The sequence below is a fragment of the Mediterraneibacter torques genome (assembly GCF_044591705.1).
Taxonomy (GTDB): Bacteria; Bacillota; Clostridia; order Lachnospirales; family Lachnospiraceae; genus Mediterraneibacter; species Mediterraneibacter torques.
Genome location: NZ_CP172594.1, coordinates 2,060,061 through 2,077,595 on the forward strand (window position 1 = coordinate 2,060,061; position 17,535 = coordinate 2,077,595).

The window sequence follows — 17,535 nt, forward strand, 5'->3', positions numbered from 1 at the left end:
AGCCCTCCTTTTTCTTTATGCAAGTTTCCAATTCTGGCTTTCTGTCTGCAGTTTTACCATATGGGCATATACACCATTCTTTTCTTCCAGATCCTTTGGTGATCCTTCTTCTGCCACGGTGCCATCAGAAAGGACAACAATTTTATCTGCTCCTGCTACGGTACGCATCCTGTGGGCGATGACCAGAACCGTTTTATCTGCGATCAGACGGGAAAGGGCTGTCTGTATCAGAGTTTCATTCTCCACATCCAGGGAAGCAGTAGCTTCATCTAAAAGAATGATCGGCGCATTTTTCAGAAATGCACGGGCAATAGAGATACGCTGGCGCTCTCCGCCGGAAAGTTCACAGCCATTTTCCCCGATATTGGTATGCCATCCATCCGGCAGTTTTTCCGCAAATTCATCCACATTGGCAAGTTTCGCAGCAGCAATGACTTGTTCATCTGTGGCGTCTTTGTTTCCGATTCGGATATTTTCCAGAATCGTATTGTCAAACAGTGTAACATCCTGGAATACGATGGAATACAGAGAAAGCAGTGTTTCCGGGTCAATTCGGGATACATCCATGCCTCCCACGGTAATCTTTCCTCTGTTAATATCCCAGAACCTTGCTGCCAGCCGGGATACGGTTGTTTTTCCGCCGCCAGATGGGCCGACCAAAGCCGTAACCTCTCCCTGTTTTGCCGTAAAGGAAACATCTTTCAATACGGTTTCTCCGGTATTGTAGGCAAACCCAACATGGTCAAAGACAATATCATACCCCTGATTGGAAAGCCTGTCGCTGCCCTGCTGGATCGGATGATCGAGAATTTCATTCATACGGGCAATGTTGGTTCGTGTACTGATGACTGCCGCAAGATTCTGGAGTGCGCCCTGCAGAGGGTCATATAAACGGGATACTACCAGAAGGAACATAAAGAATGTAAGCACGGAGAGGCTTCCTTGCATGAGCAAAACAGCTCCCACCAGCGCAACCGTTGCAATACCAAGCTTCAGCACCAGCGATGCGGAAACCACAAAAACAGCAAGGCCGAATTCATTGAGGATGGAACGATGCTCCACGGCACGGATCTTCTTTTCCAGACCTTTTAAATATGCCTGTTCCGCATTGTTCGCTTTCAGGTCACGAACCGTTTCAATGCACTCCTGTATCCCGTCTGCGCAGGCCATCTTTACATCCATGGCTTTCTGATTCAGATTTTCCTGAATCTTTGCGGAAAATCCCACAATCGCAAAGGCAACCGGCAGAACCCATAAGGCAGCCAGTGCCATTCTCCAGTCCGTAAAGAGCAGACCAATGGAAATCAGAACTGTAGAAATGATCGAACCCGCAAGCTCAGGGATAAAATGCGAAAAACTCTGCTCCAGGAAGGTGCAATCCGCCATAATGGTACTGGTAAGATCGGCTAAATCCTTTTTCCCGAAAAAGGAAAGGGGGATTTTGCGCAGATGCTCTGCCAGGGTAATGCGGCGGATACCGCTTTCTTTGTAAGTGGCAAAATAGGTCGCATTGTATTGAAAGAAAGTGGTCAGCAGAATCAAGCCGATACACACCACGCAGCCTGCCACATAAAATGGAATTTTCCCACCGGGAACACCCCCGTTCATCAGATCGCTGACCAGGTAATATAAAAGTCCCACCGGAAACATAAAAGACAGATTCTGAAGGACACAGGCCAGGCAGCCTTTGATCAGGTCTTTTGCTCCCTGTTCAGACAGGGCATATTTTTTCTGCAGTTTTTTGATCATATCACTGCACCTCCTTTGTTACCTTCCATTGCACGGAAGTCTGGTAATTTTTCCACATACGGCTGAATATACCGTCTTTTGCAAGCAATTCGCGACTGTTTCCGCACTCGGCAACCCGTCCGTCGCAAATGACAAAAATCTGATCCACATTTGTTACGGTAGAAAGCCTGTGGGCAATCATAATCACGGTCTTACCCTCGGAAAGTCTTGAGAAAGCAGCCTGTACGCGGCTTTCGTTATCCGGGTCAGCAAAGGCAGTGGCTTCATCCAGAATGATAATCGGAGCATTTTTCAGCATCACACGGGCAATGGCAATTCGTTGCTGCTCGCCGCCGGAAAGATAGACACCCTTTGTACCGATGACCGTATCCACACCCTGTGGGAGTTTTTCCAGAATATCATCGCATTGCGCGTGATGAAGGGCAGTCAGAACTTCCTCACGGGCAGCTTCCGGTTTTCCCATACGCACATTTTCCAGAATGGATGCCTTGATCAGACGGCTGTTCTGAAATACGAAAGACACCGTGTTCATGAGTTCCTCTTTCGGGATGTCTTTCACATTAACACCACCGATTTTTACCATTCCGCTCTGGGGATCAAAGAATCGGGAAATCAGGTTGGCAAGGGTTGTTTTTCCACCGCCGGATGGACCTACAAAAGCTACCGTCTGTCCTGCAGGAATGGTCAGTGAAATATCTTTTAATACTTCTTTTTCTCCATCATAGCTGAAATGAACCGATTTCAGCTCCACGGAAGCGTTTTGAGGATGCTTTGAATGTTTCGTTTCCTCCAGAGGCTTCAAATGCAAAACGCTGTCAATTCTCTGTAAAGCGTCGTCTACGATCATGGCGTTTTCACTTTGGAACATAATGCGTGTCAGTGTGACAGAAATAACCGGTGTAATGATGATATAGAAAATAAGATCCAGTAAGAAACCGGAAGTCACACCGTCTTGCGTAAGCAACAGTCCTCCGGCAATCAGTGTGGCAAAAACGCCGTTGATCGCAGCTGTATAGAACATCATCGGTGTCCGAAGCTGCCTGGTATAAGCAATCACCCATACTTTATACCGGTCAATGGAGTCTTTAAACTTCTTAAAGGAAAAGATCGTCTGGCCAAAGGTTTTTACCACCGGAATCCCACGGACATACTCTACCGCTTCATTGGACATATCATCCAGCGCATTCTGGTATTCTTTCATCTTTTCCTGCATCTGCTTTCCGGTCATTGCCATCATGATCAGAAACCCCAGCACAACCGGAACAAGACTCAATAGTCCCAGTCTCCAGTCAAACACGAACAACAGCACCAAAAGACCGCAGGGGGTTGCAATGGCATTGGCTCTGTCGGGAAGCTGATGGGCGAGATAGGTTTCGGTGGCTGCGCTGGATTCGTTGACAATCTTGCGCAGTTTTCCGCTGCCAAAACTCTCGGCAAACCCAAGAGGCAACTTAACAATATGCTCCATGGTCTGGATACGCAGGTTTGTGGCAATACGAAATGCTCCCAAATGGGAACACATCAGCCCTGCTATGTAGACAAGCACCGCTATAACCGCAAACAATACTGCCATCCAGCCATTACCGGTCAGGTTCTGTGCCTGGTCAAAATTCGGTGCCACCTCCAATACTTCCTTGATCATTTTCCAGATGTAATAGAATGGTACCAGAGCAATCAGGGCACTGATCGCAGAAAGCACCCAGGAAGTATAGGTCAGGTACTTATGGCTGCCTGCAGTTTCCAGCAGGCGTGATAAATTGGATTGCTTTTTCAAAAAAATTCCTCCTTTTCTTTGTATTTATGATAAAGAGAACACGTCTATGTTCTTACAATATCCGAATTTAGATTAGTTTTAGCTAACTACCAAGTAAAAATTATAAGGCATTACTGCCCCATAATTTTCATCCATCCCGCTGTATAAAAGGCGCGCATTTCTCTGACGTAGTTTTCGGCATCTTTGAGCGGCATTTCGTGGATGATCAATTCAAAAAAGGTATGAAACATTCCGGTGATCAGAATATGCTCCAGCGAAGGATCGATATGCGGAGAGGGCCTTCCAAGCTTCCTTAAAACCTCCTGATAGGCATGAGTCCCTTCCACTTCAATCTCCACCATTTCATCAATTAGCCTGGCAAATTTTGTTCCTTCCGAACAGCAGAGGATCAGTTTACATTCCTCTAAATGTTCGTACGCATAATGGAGCATATCGTACATACAAAGCCCCGAAATGTCACTCATGACTTCCGGCTGCTGGGCAGCTGGTAGTTCGGCAAACTCCTGCTGTGCCTTTATAAAACGTTTGAGAATATATTCGTAATGCTCACCAACGATGGCTTCAAAAAGTTCTTCTTTACTTTTATAATATCCGTAAAAGGCTCCGGTAGTCATTCCCACGGATTTCACAATATTCCGCAGGGAAGCGTCTTTATATCCTTTTTCTAAAAATTCTGCTTTCGCTGCCCGGTGGATATTTTCTAAAGTCGTTCCATTTCCGTTTATTTTGCACACCTCCTATATAACAGTGATATATAACACTGTTATAAGTTTAATCTCTAAAAATTATTTTGTCAAGAGCAACAAGAAATAGTTGCATAAAAATAGCAATCCAAACAGCATTCTGCACTTTATTACTGATAAAATTTTCAAATACTGGTTTTGACAAAAGTTTCATTTTTTCTAATAAATGATAAGCAGGGTGGAGTTTGTTCTCACACCCTGCTTTGTGATTATCATGAACTACTCGAAGATCTTCTTCACTTTTTCTTTCAGCCTGTCCATATGCCTGTAAACCGCCTTTTCGGTAATCTTCAGATACCTGGCTATTTCATGAGTGCTATACCCCTGGATCTTCATCAGAACGATCTGAAGGGTAAGCCTGTCCACGGTGATCAGCACATGATACAATTCCTGATTCTCAATACGATCCAGAAAGTCCTGTACTGTTTTCAGTTCTGCCTGATCTGTGGATGCTGCTACGGTATCCAGATATGTACCTGTTCTATTTGATTTTTCTTGAGTAATTCATAAACAAGATAATCATCAACCCCCAGCAGATCTGCGACTTCCTTAACGGAATAGGACCAGGATTTTAATTCTTTCCCTGATTCTTCTCCGGTAACTTTATGATATTTAATCTGATTGGCGTACCATTTTTCAAAGCTGGCAATATTGATTCGTATCTTTCCGGCAATCTCTTTTGATTCAAAAACATTTTTATGCACCAGCCAGTATCGATCTGTCTTTTTTAATCCCAGCAGCTTTCCCATTTCCGGCACTGTCATCCAGGTCCTCTTTTGTGTTGGACGCCGTTTGTAAGGACTTTCTTCTGATTTTTAATTCAACAAACTTGAAGTTATCAAACAGCGTTCATTGTTTCGCTTTGTGGCATTTTTACACACTGCTGAATCACACCTGTAACATATGTAATGGAAGTCTGACATCGTTTCATAGTGAAGATAGAAGGTGGAACGATTGACCTCTGCTACTTCACAGATTTCTTTGACTGTAATATACTCAAAATCTTTTTTTGCCAGAAGTGTCAGAAAGGCTTCGTCCATTCTGGCTGCAGTAGCAAAATATCTGCTTTCTGATCTATTCAATCATTCCCACCTTCTTTCGTGTTTTTGTTTACTTCTCACTGATTTCTTTTGCCAGTTCCATGATTTCAAAAGCGTATTTCTGCTTGCCCTGAGCCAGCAATTTTTTGTAGATGGGGTAATTAACGCCCATACCCAGCAGCCCGATAATGCCGACAATCACGCCGAGAACAAACATAGCAGTACTACCGTTGCCGATAACCTTCATGGAAAGGCACATCCCGACACCGGCTACCAACGCTGTGATAATACCGAAGGTGTAGGTAAAAACGTTTGCGGGAAGCTTGGCTTTTGCATCCAGCTTGCGAAGAGCGACCACCTTGGAGGTGTCCTTGGGTGCATATTCGTTTGCGAGTTGTTCTGCATAGATTTTATCTGTATTCATGGCTTGTTGCCTCCTTCATTTGATGGTTCTATGATACCAGCAAAGAACGAGTAACGGAACAACACTGACGGCAGTTTGTGTTGAGTTCAAGAATTGTGTAAGTTTCGATTTTCTTAATTCTACAAACTGAAATTTATATAATTATTCCTCTAACTTTCCCCATTTTATAGGCTTTCCCGCCTGTCCATTAGTGAAATGATATGTAGTTTCCCTTATTTTTGCCCTTATGAGATAATCACAAGGGAAATAAGGGAAATTTTTTAGTCATTGCCCACCACTTTATCAAGAAGCCGAACTGATTTTCGTTTCGCATCTCTTGTGGAGTGAGCATAGACGTTCATTGTGGTACTGACATCTGAGTGTCCCAACAATTCCTGCACATCTTTTGGGGCAGCTCCATTTGCTAAAAGGTTGCTTGTATAGGTGTGACGTAACTGGTGGAAATGAAAGCCTTCAAATCCCTCTAATGTTTTTGCCACCTTTCTGCAAACAGTCCCCAAAGTAGTTGGAAGTTCCAAACAACCATCCGGTCTTAAACAGACGAAAGAAATTTCTTTATAATCTGTCGGGACTTCCTCTGTTCTGTCTAAACAATAATATTCGTAGTACACTCTGTTTTTCTCTTTGACCTCTTTGTAGTAGTTCGTGTGATAAAGTTCTCCGTACTGCATTCGATTTTTTAACTGCTCTTTCCGGGCATTACGGAAAATCTCTACCAGTGTATCTCCAAAATCAACAACCCTTACTTTTTTCCGCTTGGTTGGTCCGATGATATATTTGCGCTTTGAGCCATCATATCGGATGCTGCGTCTTATGGTAAGGCATTGTTCTTCCAGATTTACGTCCTGCCATGCCAAACCGCAGGCTTCTCCAATACGAAGCCCGGCATAATAGGCTATCTGGATTGGAAGTATTGCGGCTGGGTTCTTTTTTTGCAGATAAGCAAGCAATCTTTCATAATCTTCTCGTGAAATTGGTTGGACATTTCCGTCCATATCCTCATCGGAAAACAAATCCACTTCATCCGTCTGATACCGCAGTTTAATATACTGCATGGGATTGAACGTAATATACTGCTTTGGAAATACTGCAAAACGGAAGGACTGCTGCATGACTGCGGAAAAAGAATGGATATAATCTTTGCTGTAACCCTTTCTCTCTTTTCCGTCGGGATGAACTCCCCCGAAGGAAAGCAAATCGAAGAAGGATTGCAAATGTTCAGAGGTTACATTTTTCAGTTTCCGTTCTGCCAATGGGTGTTTCTTGATATTTCGGATTGTTCCGAGGTAATTCTCCACCGTACCATTGCTGAGCGTACCTGTTTTTAATTCCTCCTCTGCCCACACATCCAAAAGCTGTCCGACTGTGAGATTTTCCGCTTTGGCAACAAATTTCTTTTTCTCATAATCATCCATTGCCTGACGGAGCAGCTTTTCAGTTTCACTTTTGCTTTCTGTTCCAACGCATTCTTTCTGAACAAGATTGCCGCTTGCGTCCTCTACATAGAAGCGGTAGTACCATTTCTTTCCTTTTTTTCTTACAGATCCTTTTGCCATAATCGTATGTCTCCTTTCGATATTAGACAATCGGAACTGATGAAATGCTTCGTGCGTGTAAGTATATCATAACTCCGGTTGTCTTACTATACCGATTCGGAATCTTCGTATAAGACTTCTGATAAAAGATTTGCAAGCCTTTGTTCTGCTGTTTTTGGTTTCTTGGAATAGAGCCTTACAACGTCTGCCATCTCATTAAAAGCATTGATGGTGTGAGTGATTTCCCTTAAGAACATAATCTCATTATATTCATCATTCGATTCAAACCCTATTGTTTTGGCAATATCCGTCTGACCAGCATTCCCCTTGAAGTTTTTGCAGGCGAACTGGAAGGAATCCAAAAACAGACCATATTGTTTTAACATCAGCAGTAATAAATCTTTTGAAAAAGCATCTTCTTCTTTGGTAAGGGCAAGCGGTAACTGTTCCAGAATATCTCCCATCGCATCACGAATCTGTAACTCTCTCTTATCCGTAATGTCGGTTTCATATTCATCTGTTTCCCCTTTGAGCCATTCCACAGATACATGGAGTGCTTCCGAAAGACCTTCCAGCACCATTTTTTTCGTATTGTCAATCGAACCATTCTCATAACGCAGGATTGTAGAAGCGGTAACACCCATCTTTTCTGCGACATAAGGCTGTGTCAGATTCAATTCCAGACGGCGCTGTTTTACTCTGCTGCCTATCAGCTTGCGTAGTTCTTTATCTTTCATGCTGACTGCCTCCTTTTTCGGTATGTATGAATTATAGCATTGTTTTTCTGTAATTGCAATATGCAACTTAAAAATTATTTTTAATATTTCGTAACGCTTGACAAAAAGATATGAAAAGGATATACTTACATCACAAGAATTGCATAATGCAATTTATAAGGAGGTGATTATATGACGCAAAGAAAAATTGCATTATCCATCGAAGAAGCTGCTGACTATACGGGAATCGGCAGAAACACCTTAAGACAGCTTGTAGAATGGAAGAAACTTCCAGTATTAAAGGTTGGTCGCAAAGTCCTGATTAAAACCGATATTCTGGAAATGTTTATGGAAGCGAATGAAGGTCGTGATTTGAGGGATAGAGGAAATGTAAAAGCCGTAACAAGAACTGCGGCAAATTAAAAAGGCGGCTTCCAAAGAAACCGCCAAAGGTTCTATCAGACCGAAGCCATGATATACCTACACGCAAGAAGATTATACCATGTGCTTCTTCTGATACGCAACCGAGAACTTATGTTTGTAAAAGAAAGGGGAATGTAATCATGGCAAAATCAACAAAAAGTTATGAAGAACGAATGCTTGAAATGGAAAAGAAGGAACAGGAAAGCCTTGAAAAAGCAAAACGATATGCAGCACAGAAGAAAGAACTTCTGAAACGAAAGAAAGCCGAAGAAAGTAAAAAACGAACCCATAGGCTCTGTCAGGTTGGCGGTGCGGTGGAATCCGTTCTCGGTGCGCCTATCGAGGAAGAGGACATCCCAAAGCTGATTGGTTTTCTGAAAAAGCAGGAAGCCAATGGGAAATTTTTTTCAAAGGCAATGCAGAAAGAAACACATACCGATATGGAGGAAGTGTAATGGCGGGGGGGATGAGTTTTTCATTCCCTTCATTGCTTTTTCATGAAGGGCGCACTTATGGACAACCAGAGGTCGTCCCAATAAGTTTGCCACAAGTGGCAACCGGTCTTCGCTCACGCTTGCCGGGCTCGTTCCGTCGGCGGGGCTTTCAGCCAGACCTGCTCATGCCGCAGGAGGCACTCTTCGCCAGAGGGGCGCATTCCATGCAGGCTGCTATGCGCAGGGCACTCTTACGCAGAGGGCGTTCCGGCAATACTGCTTTTTCTAAAACTGAAAGCAATGTTGCCGGAAATCTATGCCGGATGTGCAGAAAGGGGGAATCCAGACATGGCGATTTTTCATTACACAATCAAAATAGTCGGACGAAGTAAAGGGAAATCTGTTATCTCCGCTTCCGCATATCTCAATGGGGATGTGATGAAAAACGAGGAAACCGGGCGAATCAGTTATTACACTTCTAAAAAAGAAGTGGTCTACACCAGTCTGATGATGTGCGAAAACGCACCTCCTGAATGGCAGATAGTACCAGAAGAAAATATAAAACGCTTTCAAAAATCTGTCCGATACAAAAGGTCAGAAGATAAAGAAGCTGCTTTAGAAAAATTTAAAATCACATTTCAGAAACAACGGTTATGGAATGAGGTATTGAAGATTGAAAAAAGTGCAGATGCCCAACTTGGCAGGTCATTTGAATTTGCCCTCCCCAAAGAATGGAGCAGACAGGAACAGATTCAATATACAGCCGACTATATCAAAAAAACATTTGTGGATAAGGGAATGTGTGCTGATTGGAGTATCCACGACAAAGGGGATGGCAATCCTCATGTCCATCTGCTTCTGACAATGCGCCCTTTTAACCCGGATCATTCTTGGGGGAAGAAAGAAGTCAAAGATTGGGATTTTGTCAGAGATAAAAGCGGAAATATCGTGATTGATGAATCCCATCCGAACTGGTGGCAGGATAAGAAAAACCCTGACCGTCATGGAATCCGTATCCCTGTATTAGATGAAAACGGAATCCAGAAGATTGGTGCAAGAAACCGCCTGCAATGGAAACGGGTACTGACCGATGCTACGGGATGGAACAATCCAAAAAACTGTGAACTGTGGCGGAGCGAGTGGGCAAAGGTGTGTAATGAACATCTGCCTTTGCATAATCAGGTCGATCACCGTTCTTACGAAAAGCAGGGAAAACTCCAGATTCCTACCATCCATGAAGGTGCTGACGCAAGAAAGATTGAACAAAAGTTTCTTGCCGGGCAGGAAATAAAAGGTTCGTGGAAAGTAGCGGAAAATCAAATCATAAAACAACAAAACACGTTATTGCAAAAGATACTGGACACCTTTGGGAAAGTATCAGGTGCATTATCATTATGGAAGGAGCGATTAAATGACATTAGAAGAAAGCCGGGAAATTATACCCTTAATGGAGTCCATGATTGGGCAAATCGAAGAACAGCAGACCTTAATGGCAGAAATGCTTCTGGAAATGCAGAACCGGGACACCCAACTCTCTCTTATGCAGGAACAGAATCAGAAATTGCAAAAATTAAACAGCGAGTTATCCGAGCTGCTCAACATTTTGCCAAATACCGAGGAACTACTTTCCAAGATGGAAGAACAGAAAACGAAGATAGAACTTTTGGAAAACGAAAATCAGCAATGGCAGATATTGGCACAGAAGCTGAACAGCGAAAACAGTTTATTACTGAAACAGAACACCGAATTGCTGAACTGGAACAGCAGGTAGAGAAAGGACGTGATATAGATGAACGAATCCAGAGAATTAAAGAACGCCGAACAGTTGGAAGAACTTCTGCTCTTGACCGAGGAGATACAAGAAGAGTTGGAACAGAAAGACCAGCTTATCGTGGAACTGAAGACGCAGCTCAACGAATCTCTGACCTTGAACGAGAAATTAAACAAAGAGAACAGAGCCGGGAATATTCAAGCATTAAAGAACGACTTGAAGCTGGCAGACAGAGCATTGCGGAGCGAGAAAGAGAAGCTGCGAAGCGCAAACGTCACGATAGAGGAATGTCAAGATAAAATACGATGCTTAACACAACAACGGGATTATGCCCGGACACATCAGAAAATCGTAGAGATACCGGTAGAAAAGCCGGTACTCTATAAAAAATGCGAAGCCTGTGACCGGACAGCCTATCAGAATGCAAAAGCAAGATACGAAACACAAAAAGAGCAACTTGCAGGACAATATAAAGCAAAAACGGTAATGTTCCAAACAACCTTGTTCCTTCTTGCATGGTATTCGCTGACAACCACTCTTTTTCAGGCAGTACAGTCAGATGTGTTCCTTTCCGATTGCAAATCATTCTTCCATGATGCAGCATCATTCATACAAACTTTTATCGGTTGGACGATTGATGCCGGGCAATCTGTGGCACAAATCAGCACAAAAATTCCAAATGAGATTATAGCCGGAATCATATATTGGTTATTGATGATATTGGTTGTTGGAATATGTGTGGCAGGGACAGGGATACTGGCAATACTGATAGAAATAAAGGTTATAGAATTATATAAGAAAAACTGTTGGGATGTTATTACCCTACTGATGATACTGACAAGTGCGGCTGTCATCATTTATTTTGGAGAAGTAATTAAAAAAGCATTATCAATAAATCTGTTGTTCTTTTGGTTAATTTTACAAGGAATATATCTTACAATTCGACGCTATATAAGTCAAGATACTGATTGACTGGATACAAAATATTTGATAAAATATAAATAGAAATACAGCAGATCAAAGGAGCTAAAACTTATGAGAGCAAAGAAAGTGATTGTAGGGGTAGCTATTAGTGCAATGTTAATTTCTTCATCAATTCCAGTAATGGCATTTTCTGTTACAAACGGGAATAAGACATTTGATAAAAAGTGGGAATTGAGCACTACATCTGATGGCGGAAAAGGTGTTTTGACTTATGGTTATAATACTCTTGCTATTAATGAAGATTATGCACACGCATATCATTCAACTAAAGATCATTACGCATATGTCAAGAATGGAAATGGTTCTTTTTCGGGTTCAAATGTTGGTAAAGGTAATTGGTCTAAAATTGAGGTTGCTCATAAAGGAAATAGTATTACCTACGGTAATAGCTACTAAACAAAGGTTCGGGATAATGGCTGAGTGGTTGGAATTCCAACCACTCTTTTTTGTGGAGTGTATATAAATGAAGAAAAAAATAAAATATATAGGAATTGTTTTGGTTATTTTGTTCTGTTGCTATAATTTATTTTGGTACTTCGGGAGTTATAAACCATATAACGAATTTCAGAAAGACTTCCCTGAAATAGAAGAATCTGGAGTAAAAATTTACACAGATAAAGATGGATTCCAGTATAGTGTGTCTGTCCCTGATTATTTGCTTTGGAATGGAAATCTTGCGATAGCTGAGTCAGATGTTCGATATGCACTAATTATTTGGATAAAACCATTTCACCAAGGAATAAGTCAAGGCGTGCTATTTAATGACTATAAGGATTTGAATACTCAAATTATGTTGTCAAGTAGCAAAAAAGCTGAAGATCAAGAAGATCAATGGATTGTTGATGAAAATAGCACAATATTGACTACGATATTTGAAAAAGCAAATAAAGTATGGAATCTGGGGTTGAAATAAATGAAAGCAATTAAAAACTTATGTTTGTTTTGTTTCCTGATTTTTGGAATACTTATGCAATCTGAAATATTTCAAGATCAGCTTTGGAACTTTTCTACAGCATATTTTACGTCATCACGCTATGAAGTTGCTAGTGAAGATATGTCGCAGTTTCTGAAAGATGTATCAGAAACTGCAACGGAGAATGATGTACATATTTTTTCTCAGTACAATGAAATCAATAATAAATACCTTTCAACACTTCATATTTATGGCGATGATAAAGTAATCAGACAAACATTAAAAAATACTGCAAACATAGAAGAATCAGAATATACCGCTTTAGTTTCCGGAATTACGAAAGTAAAATTTCATAATCTCTCAGAATTGCAAAGTACCTCTGTGGGTTATGAAAACTTTATCTCATACATAGGAAATGAGGACAATATTATCTCTGCATATCAGAAATTATCAGAAAAATATAGCTTAACTTATCCAGAATATTGGAATTCTACGGAAAAGGACATGATTTTTATTATATGGGGTATGATTATTGCATTGATGATTGTTCTAAATGTAATTGAAGTGGTTAGGCGAAAAAAAGAGGTTGTTGTACGAGTTTCCTTAGGAGAAAGTGCTGGTTTCATAGCATTTAAGGCTGCTTTATTCGATGTAACTTTTGACATTGCATTATTTATTGTTGCAAAAATATTGCTGTCAAATTATATATCGGGAGCATATGAGAATAGACTCGTCACAATTTTATATTCCATTGGAATTATTCTTTCCACTATTCCATATTGTTCTTTTTGCTTTTTTGATATTAGAAAGGCATTCGCAAATGCAACACACAAAAGAGGAGTGGATTTTTTAATTTATTCGTTAAAATTTATAGCAGGGGTAGCCGCTGTTTTTACAATTACCACTAATATTAGTAGTATTCATAATAACCTATTTACAAATGAACATTTGTTAGAAGAATATTATGATGCAAATTATTTTACCGTAAAGACTACTGATTTTAATGCTGAAAAAGAAGAAGCTTTTTGGAATAAACTATACAAGAATGAATATAACACATTAAAGCCTGTAATATGCTTGAATATTTTAAATGATAAAAATGATGTGATATATGTAAATAATCATGCAAAAGATATGTTACAAGGTTTTACGAAGCAGATAAATGCAGTAGAGAATGAATCTTCTGATTTGATTATTTTCATTCCAAAGAATAGATATTTTGCTAAAAACAAGCAATTAGCCTATGACTCCTTGAGCCATGTTTTAAATCATGATAATTTACAACAATTAAATATTCAGTACATAGAGTATAGCGAAACAGAATACTTTTCCTATTTAGATACAAGTAGAATAAATGGTATCGAAAAAAGCAAAAATCCGATAATTATTTATCAGGCAAACAAAGATTTAGCAGTCAATGGTGGGTATCTTGAAAGCTATAAAGCAGGAGCAGTTTTATTTCAATGTGATGAAAAACAGCTAAGAAATATCAGCAAAAAGTATGAAGATATGCTTGGAAATTATCAGCTAGTAATTACAAACGTACATGAACAGTATTTATATAATCACACATTTTTAATAAAACTCGTGGGATTTTTAAGTTCTCTTTGTACGATTGTATTGCTTTTAAATATTATGATTATTGTTACAGTAAGTAGACTAGAGTTCCGAGAAAATGCAATGAAAATTTCCTTGATGAAAATCTTTGGATATAGTTTATTTGAACGGCACAAAACACTTCTTAAAATGATTGTAGTGGAAAATTTTGTGATATTAGTAGGTATGCTTATCTATTCTTTATTATCGGTACAGACTGAAGTAGGAATTAGCATTCTTGTTAGTTCATTTATGGCACTAATAGAATTTACAATTATTTTCTTTAATATCACAATTGTTGAAAAAACAAACATACCGAAATCATTAAAAGGAGGTTGCTTATGATAACAATTGAAAATCTATGCAAAGCATATAATGATAAAATTTTGTTCAAAAATTTTCATTTGGAAATTCCAGATAGCCGTTTTTTGGTAATTAGTGGCGAAAGTGGATGCGGAAAAAGTACTTTACTTAATATGATTGGAGGTATTGAAACTCCTGACAAAGGTTCTATTATTGTGAATGGTTTTGATGTGGCAAAAAAAGGAAAAAAGCAGAAATATTTCAAAGAAGTTGTTGGATTTTTATTTCAAAATTTTGCCCTTTTGGAAAACAAAACAGTAAAAGAAAATCTAGAAATAATAAAAAAATCAGGTAGAACGGATATTTCAATAAATGAAGCTCTTGAAAAAGTTGGTTTACAGAAAGTAATTAACAAAAAAGTCTATCAATTATCTGGTGGCGAACAGCAGAGAGTTGCGTTAGCTCGTTTAATGCTAAAGAAATGTTCGATTGTATTAGCAGACGAACCAACTGGTTCCTTAGACAAAAAAAATAGTGAGATTGTTATGAATATATTGCATGAGTTAAGTGAACAGGGAAAAACAGTTATTGTTGTAACTCATAGTGAAGAAATTGTAGCACAAGAAAAGCATGTTCTATATTTATAATTACCCATAATAGAAGAATATGTTCTTTCGGGAGACACCTCCTCTAAGAACATATTCTTTTGGTTAAAATTGATTATAAAGATACTTTTGAGACTATGAAGAAAAGTCTGTAAATATGATCTTCTATGATAAGAATGGGCGATAGGCTTAAACAAAATCAGCTTTTCGCCCTTGCTTTATATATAACAGTTGTCCACAAAGTTTTTCTGAATATAATCTGTTGTATATTCAATTTGTTCCTGTCGATTCCATTCTTTTGGAAGTGAGAACTCAAACGATCTGCCAAGCTGTGCGTCTGAACTTTTCTCAATCTTCAAAACTTCATTCCATAAGCACTGTTTCTGAAAAGTAAGTTTGAATTTCTCCAGTACAACTTCTTTGTTGTCTGCCCTTTTATACCGGACAGATTTCTGAAACCGTTTGATATTTTCGGCAGGTACATTCTGCCATTCCTGCGGTGCATTTTCACACATCATCAAACTGGTATAAACAACTTCTCTTTTGGAAGTGTAGTAACTGATCCTGCCTGTTTCTTCATTTTTCATTACATCACCATTGAGATAGGCAGACGCTGATATGATGGATTTCCCTTTGCTGCGTCCGACAATCTTTACCGTATAATGAAAGATCGCCATGATCCGTTTCCCCCCTTTCTGCCGTACCCGGCATTGATTTCCGGCAGTTAACATTTCCTGTAAAAGAGAATGGTATCTGCCGGAACGCCCTCTGCGTAAGAGTGCTCTGTGCATAACAGCCTGCATGGAATGCGCCCCTCTGGCGAAGAGTGCCTCCTGCGACATGAGCAGGTCTGCATGAAATGCCCGCCGACGGAACGAGCCCGGCAAGCGTTAGCGCAGACCGGTTGCCACCTGTGGCAAACTTATACGGACGACCTCTGGTTGTCCATAAGTGCGCCCTTCATAAAAAAGCAATGAAGGGAATGGAAACTCCACTCCCTCCGGCATTACACTTCCTCCGTATTCGCAACTGGCTCTTTTTGCATTGCCTTTGAGAAGAATTTCCCATTTGCTTCCTGCCTTTTTAAGAAGCCGACCAGCTTCGGAATATCTTCTTCCTCAATCGCAGAACCAATCACTGATTCCACCGCACCGCCAATCTGACAGAGCCTGTGGGTTCGTTTTTTTGTTTCCACATCTTTCTGACGTTTCTTCAGTTCCCGTTTCTGTGCTGCGTACTGTTTCGCTTTTTCAAGGCTTTCCTGTTCTCTTTTTTCCAACTGGAGCAGACGCTCCTCATAACTCTTTGTTGATCTTGCCATAAATATCATCGTCCTTTCTTTTTTCTACCAAACATAAGTTTCCTGTTGTCTGTCAGACGAAGTACATGGTATAATCTGCTTGCGTGTAGGTATATCATGGCTTCGGTCTGATAAAACCTTTGGCGGTTTCTTCGGGAACCGCCTTTTTAAGTGGAACCGTTTCTTGTGACGGCTTTCACATTTCCTTTATCCCTTAAGTCCCTGCCCTCATTGGCTTCCATGAAAAGTTCCAGCATATCCGTTTTAATCAGGACTTTCCTCCCGACCTTTAATACCGGAAGTTTCTTCCACTCCACCAGTTTTCTCAGGGTGTTCCTGCCGATTCCCGTATAATCCGCAGCTTCCTCAATAGATAAGGCAATCTTTCTTTGCGTCATGTGACCACCTCCTTATAAATTGCATTATGCAATTTCTTTTGTGCTGTCAGTATAGCGTGTTTATATCATCTTGTCAAGCATTACGAAATTATATTATTTATTGTTTAATTGCATATTGCAATATTGTTTGTTATGTGGTATAGTAATGACATACCGAAAAAGGAGGCACATCAGCATGAAAGATAAAGAATTACGCAAGCTGATCGGTAGCAGGGCAAAACAGCGCCGTACAGAATTGAATCTGACACAGCCTTATATCGCTGAAAAGATGGGTGTGACTGCATCTACGATTCAGAGATATGAAGCCGGAACGATTGACAATACAAAGAAAATGGTGCTGGAAGGTCTTTCAGAAGCTCTCCATGTATCTGTGGAATGGCTCAGAGGGGAAACGGACGAATATGAAACCGACATTACGGATAAAAGAGAATTACAGATTCGTGATGCCATGACGGATATTCTCAAACAGTTACCTCTTGACCTTACGAAAACAGAAGATGCTTTTTCCAAAGACCTACTGCTGTTAATGTTGAAACAATATGAACTGTTTTTGGATTCGTTCCAGTTCGCCTGCAAGAATTACAAAGGCAATACCAAAGAAGCGGACATTGCAAAAGTAATGGGGTTTGAATCGAATGATGAATATAACGAGATCATGTTTCTCAGGGAGATCACCCATACTGTCAACGCATTGAATGACATGGCAGATATTGTAAGGCTCTATTCCAAGAAACCGGAAACAGCAGAACAACGGCTTGCAAATCTTTTATCCGAAGTTATGTACGAGGATTCTGAATCGGTATAGTAAGATAATCGGAGTTATGATA

General features: G+C 40.3%; 19 protein-coding genes and 3 pseudogenes. 9 read left to right on the forward strand and 13 right to left on the reverse strand.

Going from position 1 to position 17,535, the window contains the following annotated elements; all coding sequences use genetic code 11:
• Positions 1 to 15 precede the first annotated feature (15 nt).
• The 9 genes and pseudogenes from ACH9UM_RS09770 to ACH9UM_RS09810 all read right to left on the reverse strand — a co-directional run bounded on the left by ACH9UM_RS09770 (position 16) and on the right by ACH9UM_RS09810 (position 8,002).
• The gene (locus ACH9UM_RS09770) at positions 16 to 1,749 is read right to left on the reverse strand and encodes an ABC transporter ATP-binding protein (protein ID WP_004844974.1); all 1,734 of its coding nucleotides are present in this window, start codon (positions 1,747 to 1,749) and stop codon (positions 16 to 18) included.
• Position 1,750: 1 nt separating this feature from the next.
• Positions 1,751 to 3,523, reverse strand: a complete 1,773-nt coding sequence (locus ACH9UM_RS09775; RefSeq protein WP_009243654.1) for an ABC transporter ATP-binding protein — start codon at positions 3,521 to 3,523, stop codon at positions 1,751 to 1,753.
• Between the two features lie 110 nt (positions 3,524 to 3,633).
• Complete coding sequence (locus ACH9UM_RS09780) at positions 3,634 to 4,257, reverse strand: TetR/AcrR family transcriptional regulator (RefSeq protein ID WP_009243655.1); 624 nt, start codon at positions 4,255 to 4,257, stop codon at positions 3,634 to 3,636.
• A 228-nt stretch (positions 4,258 to 4,485) separates the two neighbouring features.
• Positions 4,486 to 4,761 (reverse strand): annotated as a pseudogene (locus tag ACH9UM_RS09785) (sigma factor-like helix-turn-helix DNA-binding protein); the annotation flags it as partial.
• Positions 4,722 to 5,030, reverse strand: coding sequence for a helix-turn-helix domain-containing protein (locus ACH9UM_RS09790; protein WP_004844969.1), 309 nt, complete (start codon positions 5,028 to 5,030; stop codon positions 4,722 to 4,724). The gene ACH9UM_RS09790 and the pseudogene ACH9UM_RS09785, both read right to left, overlap by 40 nt.
• A 51-nt stretch (positions 5,031 to 5,081) precedes the next feature.
• Positions 5,082 to 5,348 carry a TetR/AcrR family transcriptional regulator gene (locus ACH9UM_RS09795; protein WP_009243656.1) on the reverse strand — a complete coding sequence of 89 codons (267 nt, stop codon included), beginning with the start codon at positions 5,346 to 5,348 and terminating at the stop codon, positions 5,082 to 5,084.
• 28 nt (positions 5,349 to 5,376) lie between these two features.
• A complete protein-coding gene (locus ACH9UM_RS09800; protein ID WP_004844968.1) occupies positions 5,377 to 5,730 on the reverse strand; it encodes a hypothetical protein in 354 nt (117 codons plus the stop codon).
• 260 nt (positions 5,731 to 5,990) lie between these two features.
• Positions 5,991 to 7,286, reverse strand: coding sequence for a tyrosine-type recombinase/integrase (locus tag ACH9UM_RS09805; RefSeq protein WP_005608354.1), 1,296 nt, complete (start codon positions 7,284 to 7,286; stop codon positions 5,991 to 5,993).
• Positions 7,287 to 7,372: 86 nt separating this feature from the next.
• Positions 7,373 to 8,002 carry a helix-turn-helix domain-containing protein gene (locus tag ACH9UM_RS09810; RefSeq protein ID WP_005608353.1) on the reverse strand — a complete coding sequence of 210 codons (630 nt, stop codon included), beginning with the start codon at positions 8,000 to 8,002 and terminating at the stop codon, positions 7,373 to 7,375.
• A 171-nt stretch (positions 8,003 to 8,173) separates the two neighbouring features.
• Here ACH9UM_RS09810 and ACH9UM_RS09815 point away from each other — a divergent pair, with 171 nt between their 5' ends.
• From ACH9UM_RS09815 to ACH9UM_RS09850, 8 genes are all read left to right on the forward strand, one after another.
• Positions 8,174 to 8,404: a helix-turn-helix domain-containing protein gene (locus ACH9UM_RS09815; RefSeq protein ID WP_004843519.1), complete on the forward strand. Its 231-nt coding sequence runs from the start codon at positions 8,174 to 8,176 to the stop codon at positions 8,402 to 8,404.
• Positions 8,405 to 8,544: 140 nt separating this feature from the next.
• Positions 8,545 to 8,859, forward strand: a complete 315-nt coding sequence (locus tag ACH9UM_RS09820; protein WP_005608351.1) for a hypothetical protein — start codon at positions 8,545 to 8,547, stop codon at positions 8,857 to 8,859.
• A 327-nt stretch (positions 8,860 to 9,186) separates the two neighbouring features.
• Positions 9,187 to 10,908 (forward strand): MobA/MobL family protein, encoded by a 1,722-nt coding sequence (locus ACH9UM_RS09825; protein ID WP_040893156.1) that lies wholly within the window; start codon positions 9,187 to 9,189, stop codon positions 10,906 to 10,908.
• Entirely contained in the window at positions 10,847 to 11,581 is a 735-nt protein-coding gene (locus ACH9UM_RS09830; protein WP_005608347.1) for a DUF6040 family protein, read from the forward strand. Before ACH9UM_RS09825 ends, ACH9UM_RS09830 begins: the two co-directional genes overlap by 62 nt.
• 63 nt (positions 11,582 to 11,644) lie before the next feature.
• Positions 11,645 to 11,989, forward strand: a complete 345-nt coding sequence (locus ACH9UM_RS09835) for a hypothetical protein (protein WP_005608346.1) — start codon at positions 11,645 to 11,647, stop codon at positions 11,987 to 11,989.
• Positions 11,990 to 12,056: 67 nt separating this feature from the next.
• Entirely contained in the window at positions 12,057 to 12,506 is a 450-nt protein-coding gene (locus tag ACH9UM_RS09840; RefSeq protein WP_004843525.1) for a hypothetical protein, read from the forward strand.
• A complete protein-coding gene (locus ACH9UM_RS09845; protein ID WP_005608344.1) occupies positions 12,507 to 14,447 on the forward strand; it encodes a DUF1430 domain-containing protein in 1,941 nt (646 codons plus the stop codon).
• Entirely contained in the window at positions 14,444 to 15,052 is a 609-nt protein-coding gene (locus tag ACH9UM_RS09850) for an ATP-binding cassette domain-containing protein (RefSeq protein ID WP_005608342.1), read from the forward strand. Before ACH9UM_RS09845 ends, ACH9UM_RS09850 begins: the two co-directional genes overlap by 4 nt.
• Before the next feature lie 191 nt (positions 15,053 to 15,243).
• Here the strand turns inward: ACH9UM_RS09850 and ACH9UM_RS09855 are convergent.
• The 4 genes and pseudogenes from ACH9UM_RS09855 to ACH9UM_RS09870 form a co-directional block, all read right to left on the reverse strand.
• Positions 15,244 to 15,687: pseudogene (locus ACH9UM_RS09855) on the reverse strand (MobA/MobL family protein); the annotation flags it as partial.
• Positions 15,602 to 16,017: pseudogene (locus ACH9UM_RS09860) on the reverse strand (hypothetical protein). The pseudogenes ACH9UM_RS09860 and ACH9UM_RS09855, both read right to left, overlap by 86 nt.
• The gene (locus ACH9UM_RS09865) at positions 16,017 to 16,331 is read right to left on the reverse strand and encodes a hypothetical protein (protein ID WP_009243674.1); all 315 of its coding nucleotides are present in this window, start codon (positions 16,329 to 16,331) and stop codon (positions 16,017 to 16,019) included. Before ACH9UM_RS09865 ends, ACH9UM_RS09860 begins: the two are co-directional and overlap by 1 nt.
• Positions 16,332 to 16,477: 146 nt before the next feature.
• Positions 16,478 to 16,708, reverse strand: a complete 231-nt coding sequence (locus ACH9UM_RS09870; protein ID WP_002578307.1) for a helix-turn-helix domain-containing protein — start codon at positions 16,706 to 16,708, stop codon at positions 16,478 to 16,480.
• Between the two features lie 175 nt (positions 16,709 to 16,883).
• Here ACH9UM_RS09870 and ACH9UM_RS09875 point away from each other — a divergent pair, with 175 nt between their 5' ends.
• Entirely contained in the window at positions 16,884 to 17,513 is a 630-nt protein-coding gene (locus ACH9UM_RS09875) for a helix-turn-helix domain-containing protein (RefSeq protein WP_004841162.1), read from the forward strand.
• Positions 17,514 to 17,535 lie beyond the last annotated feature (22 nt).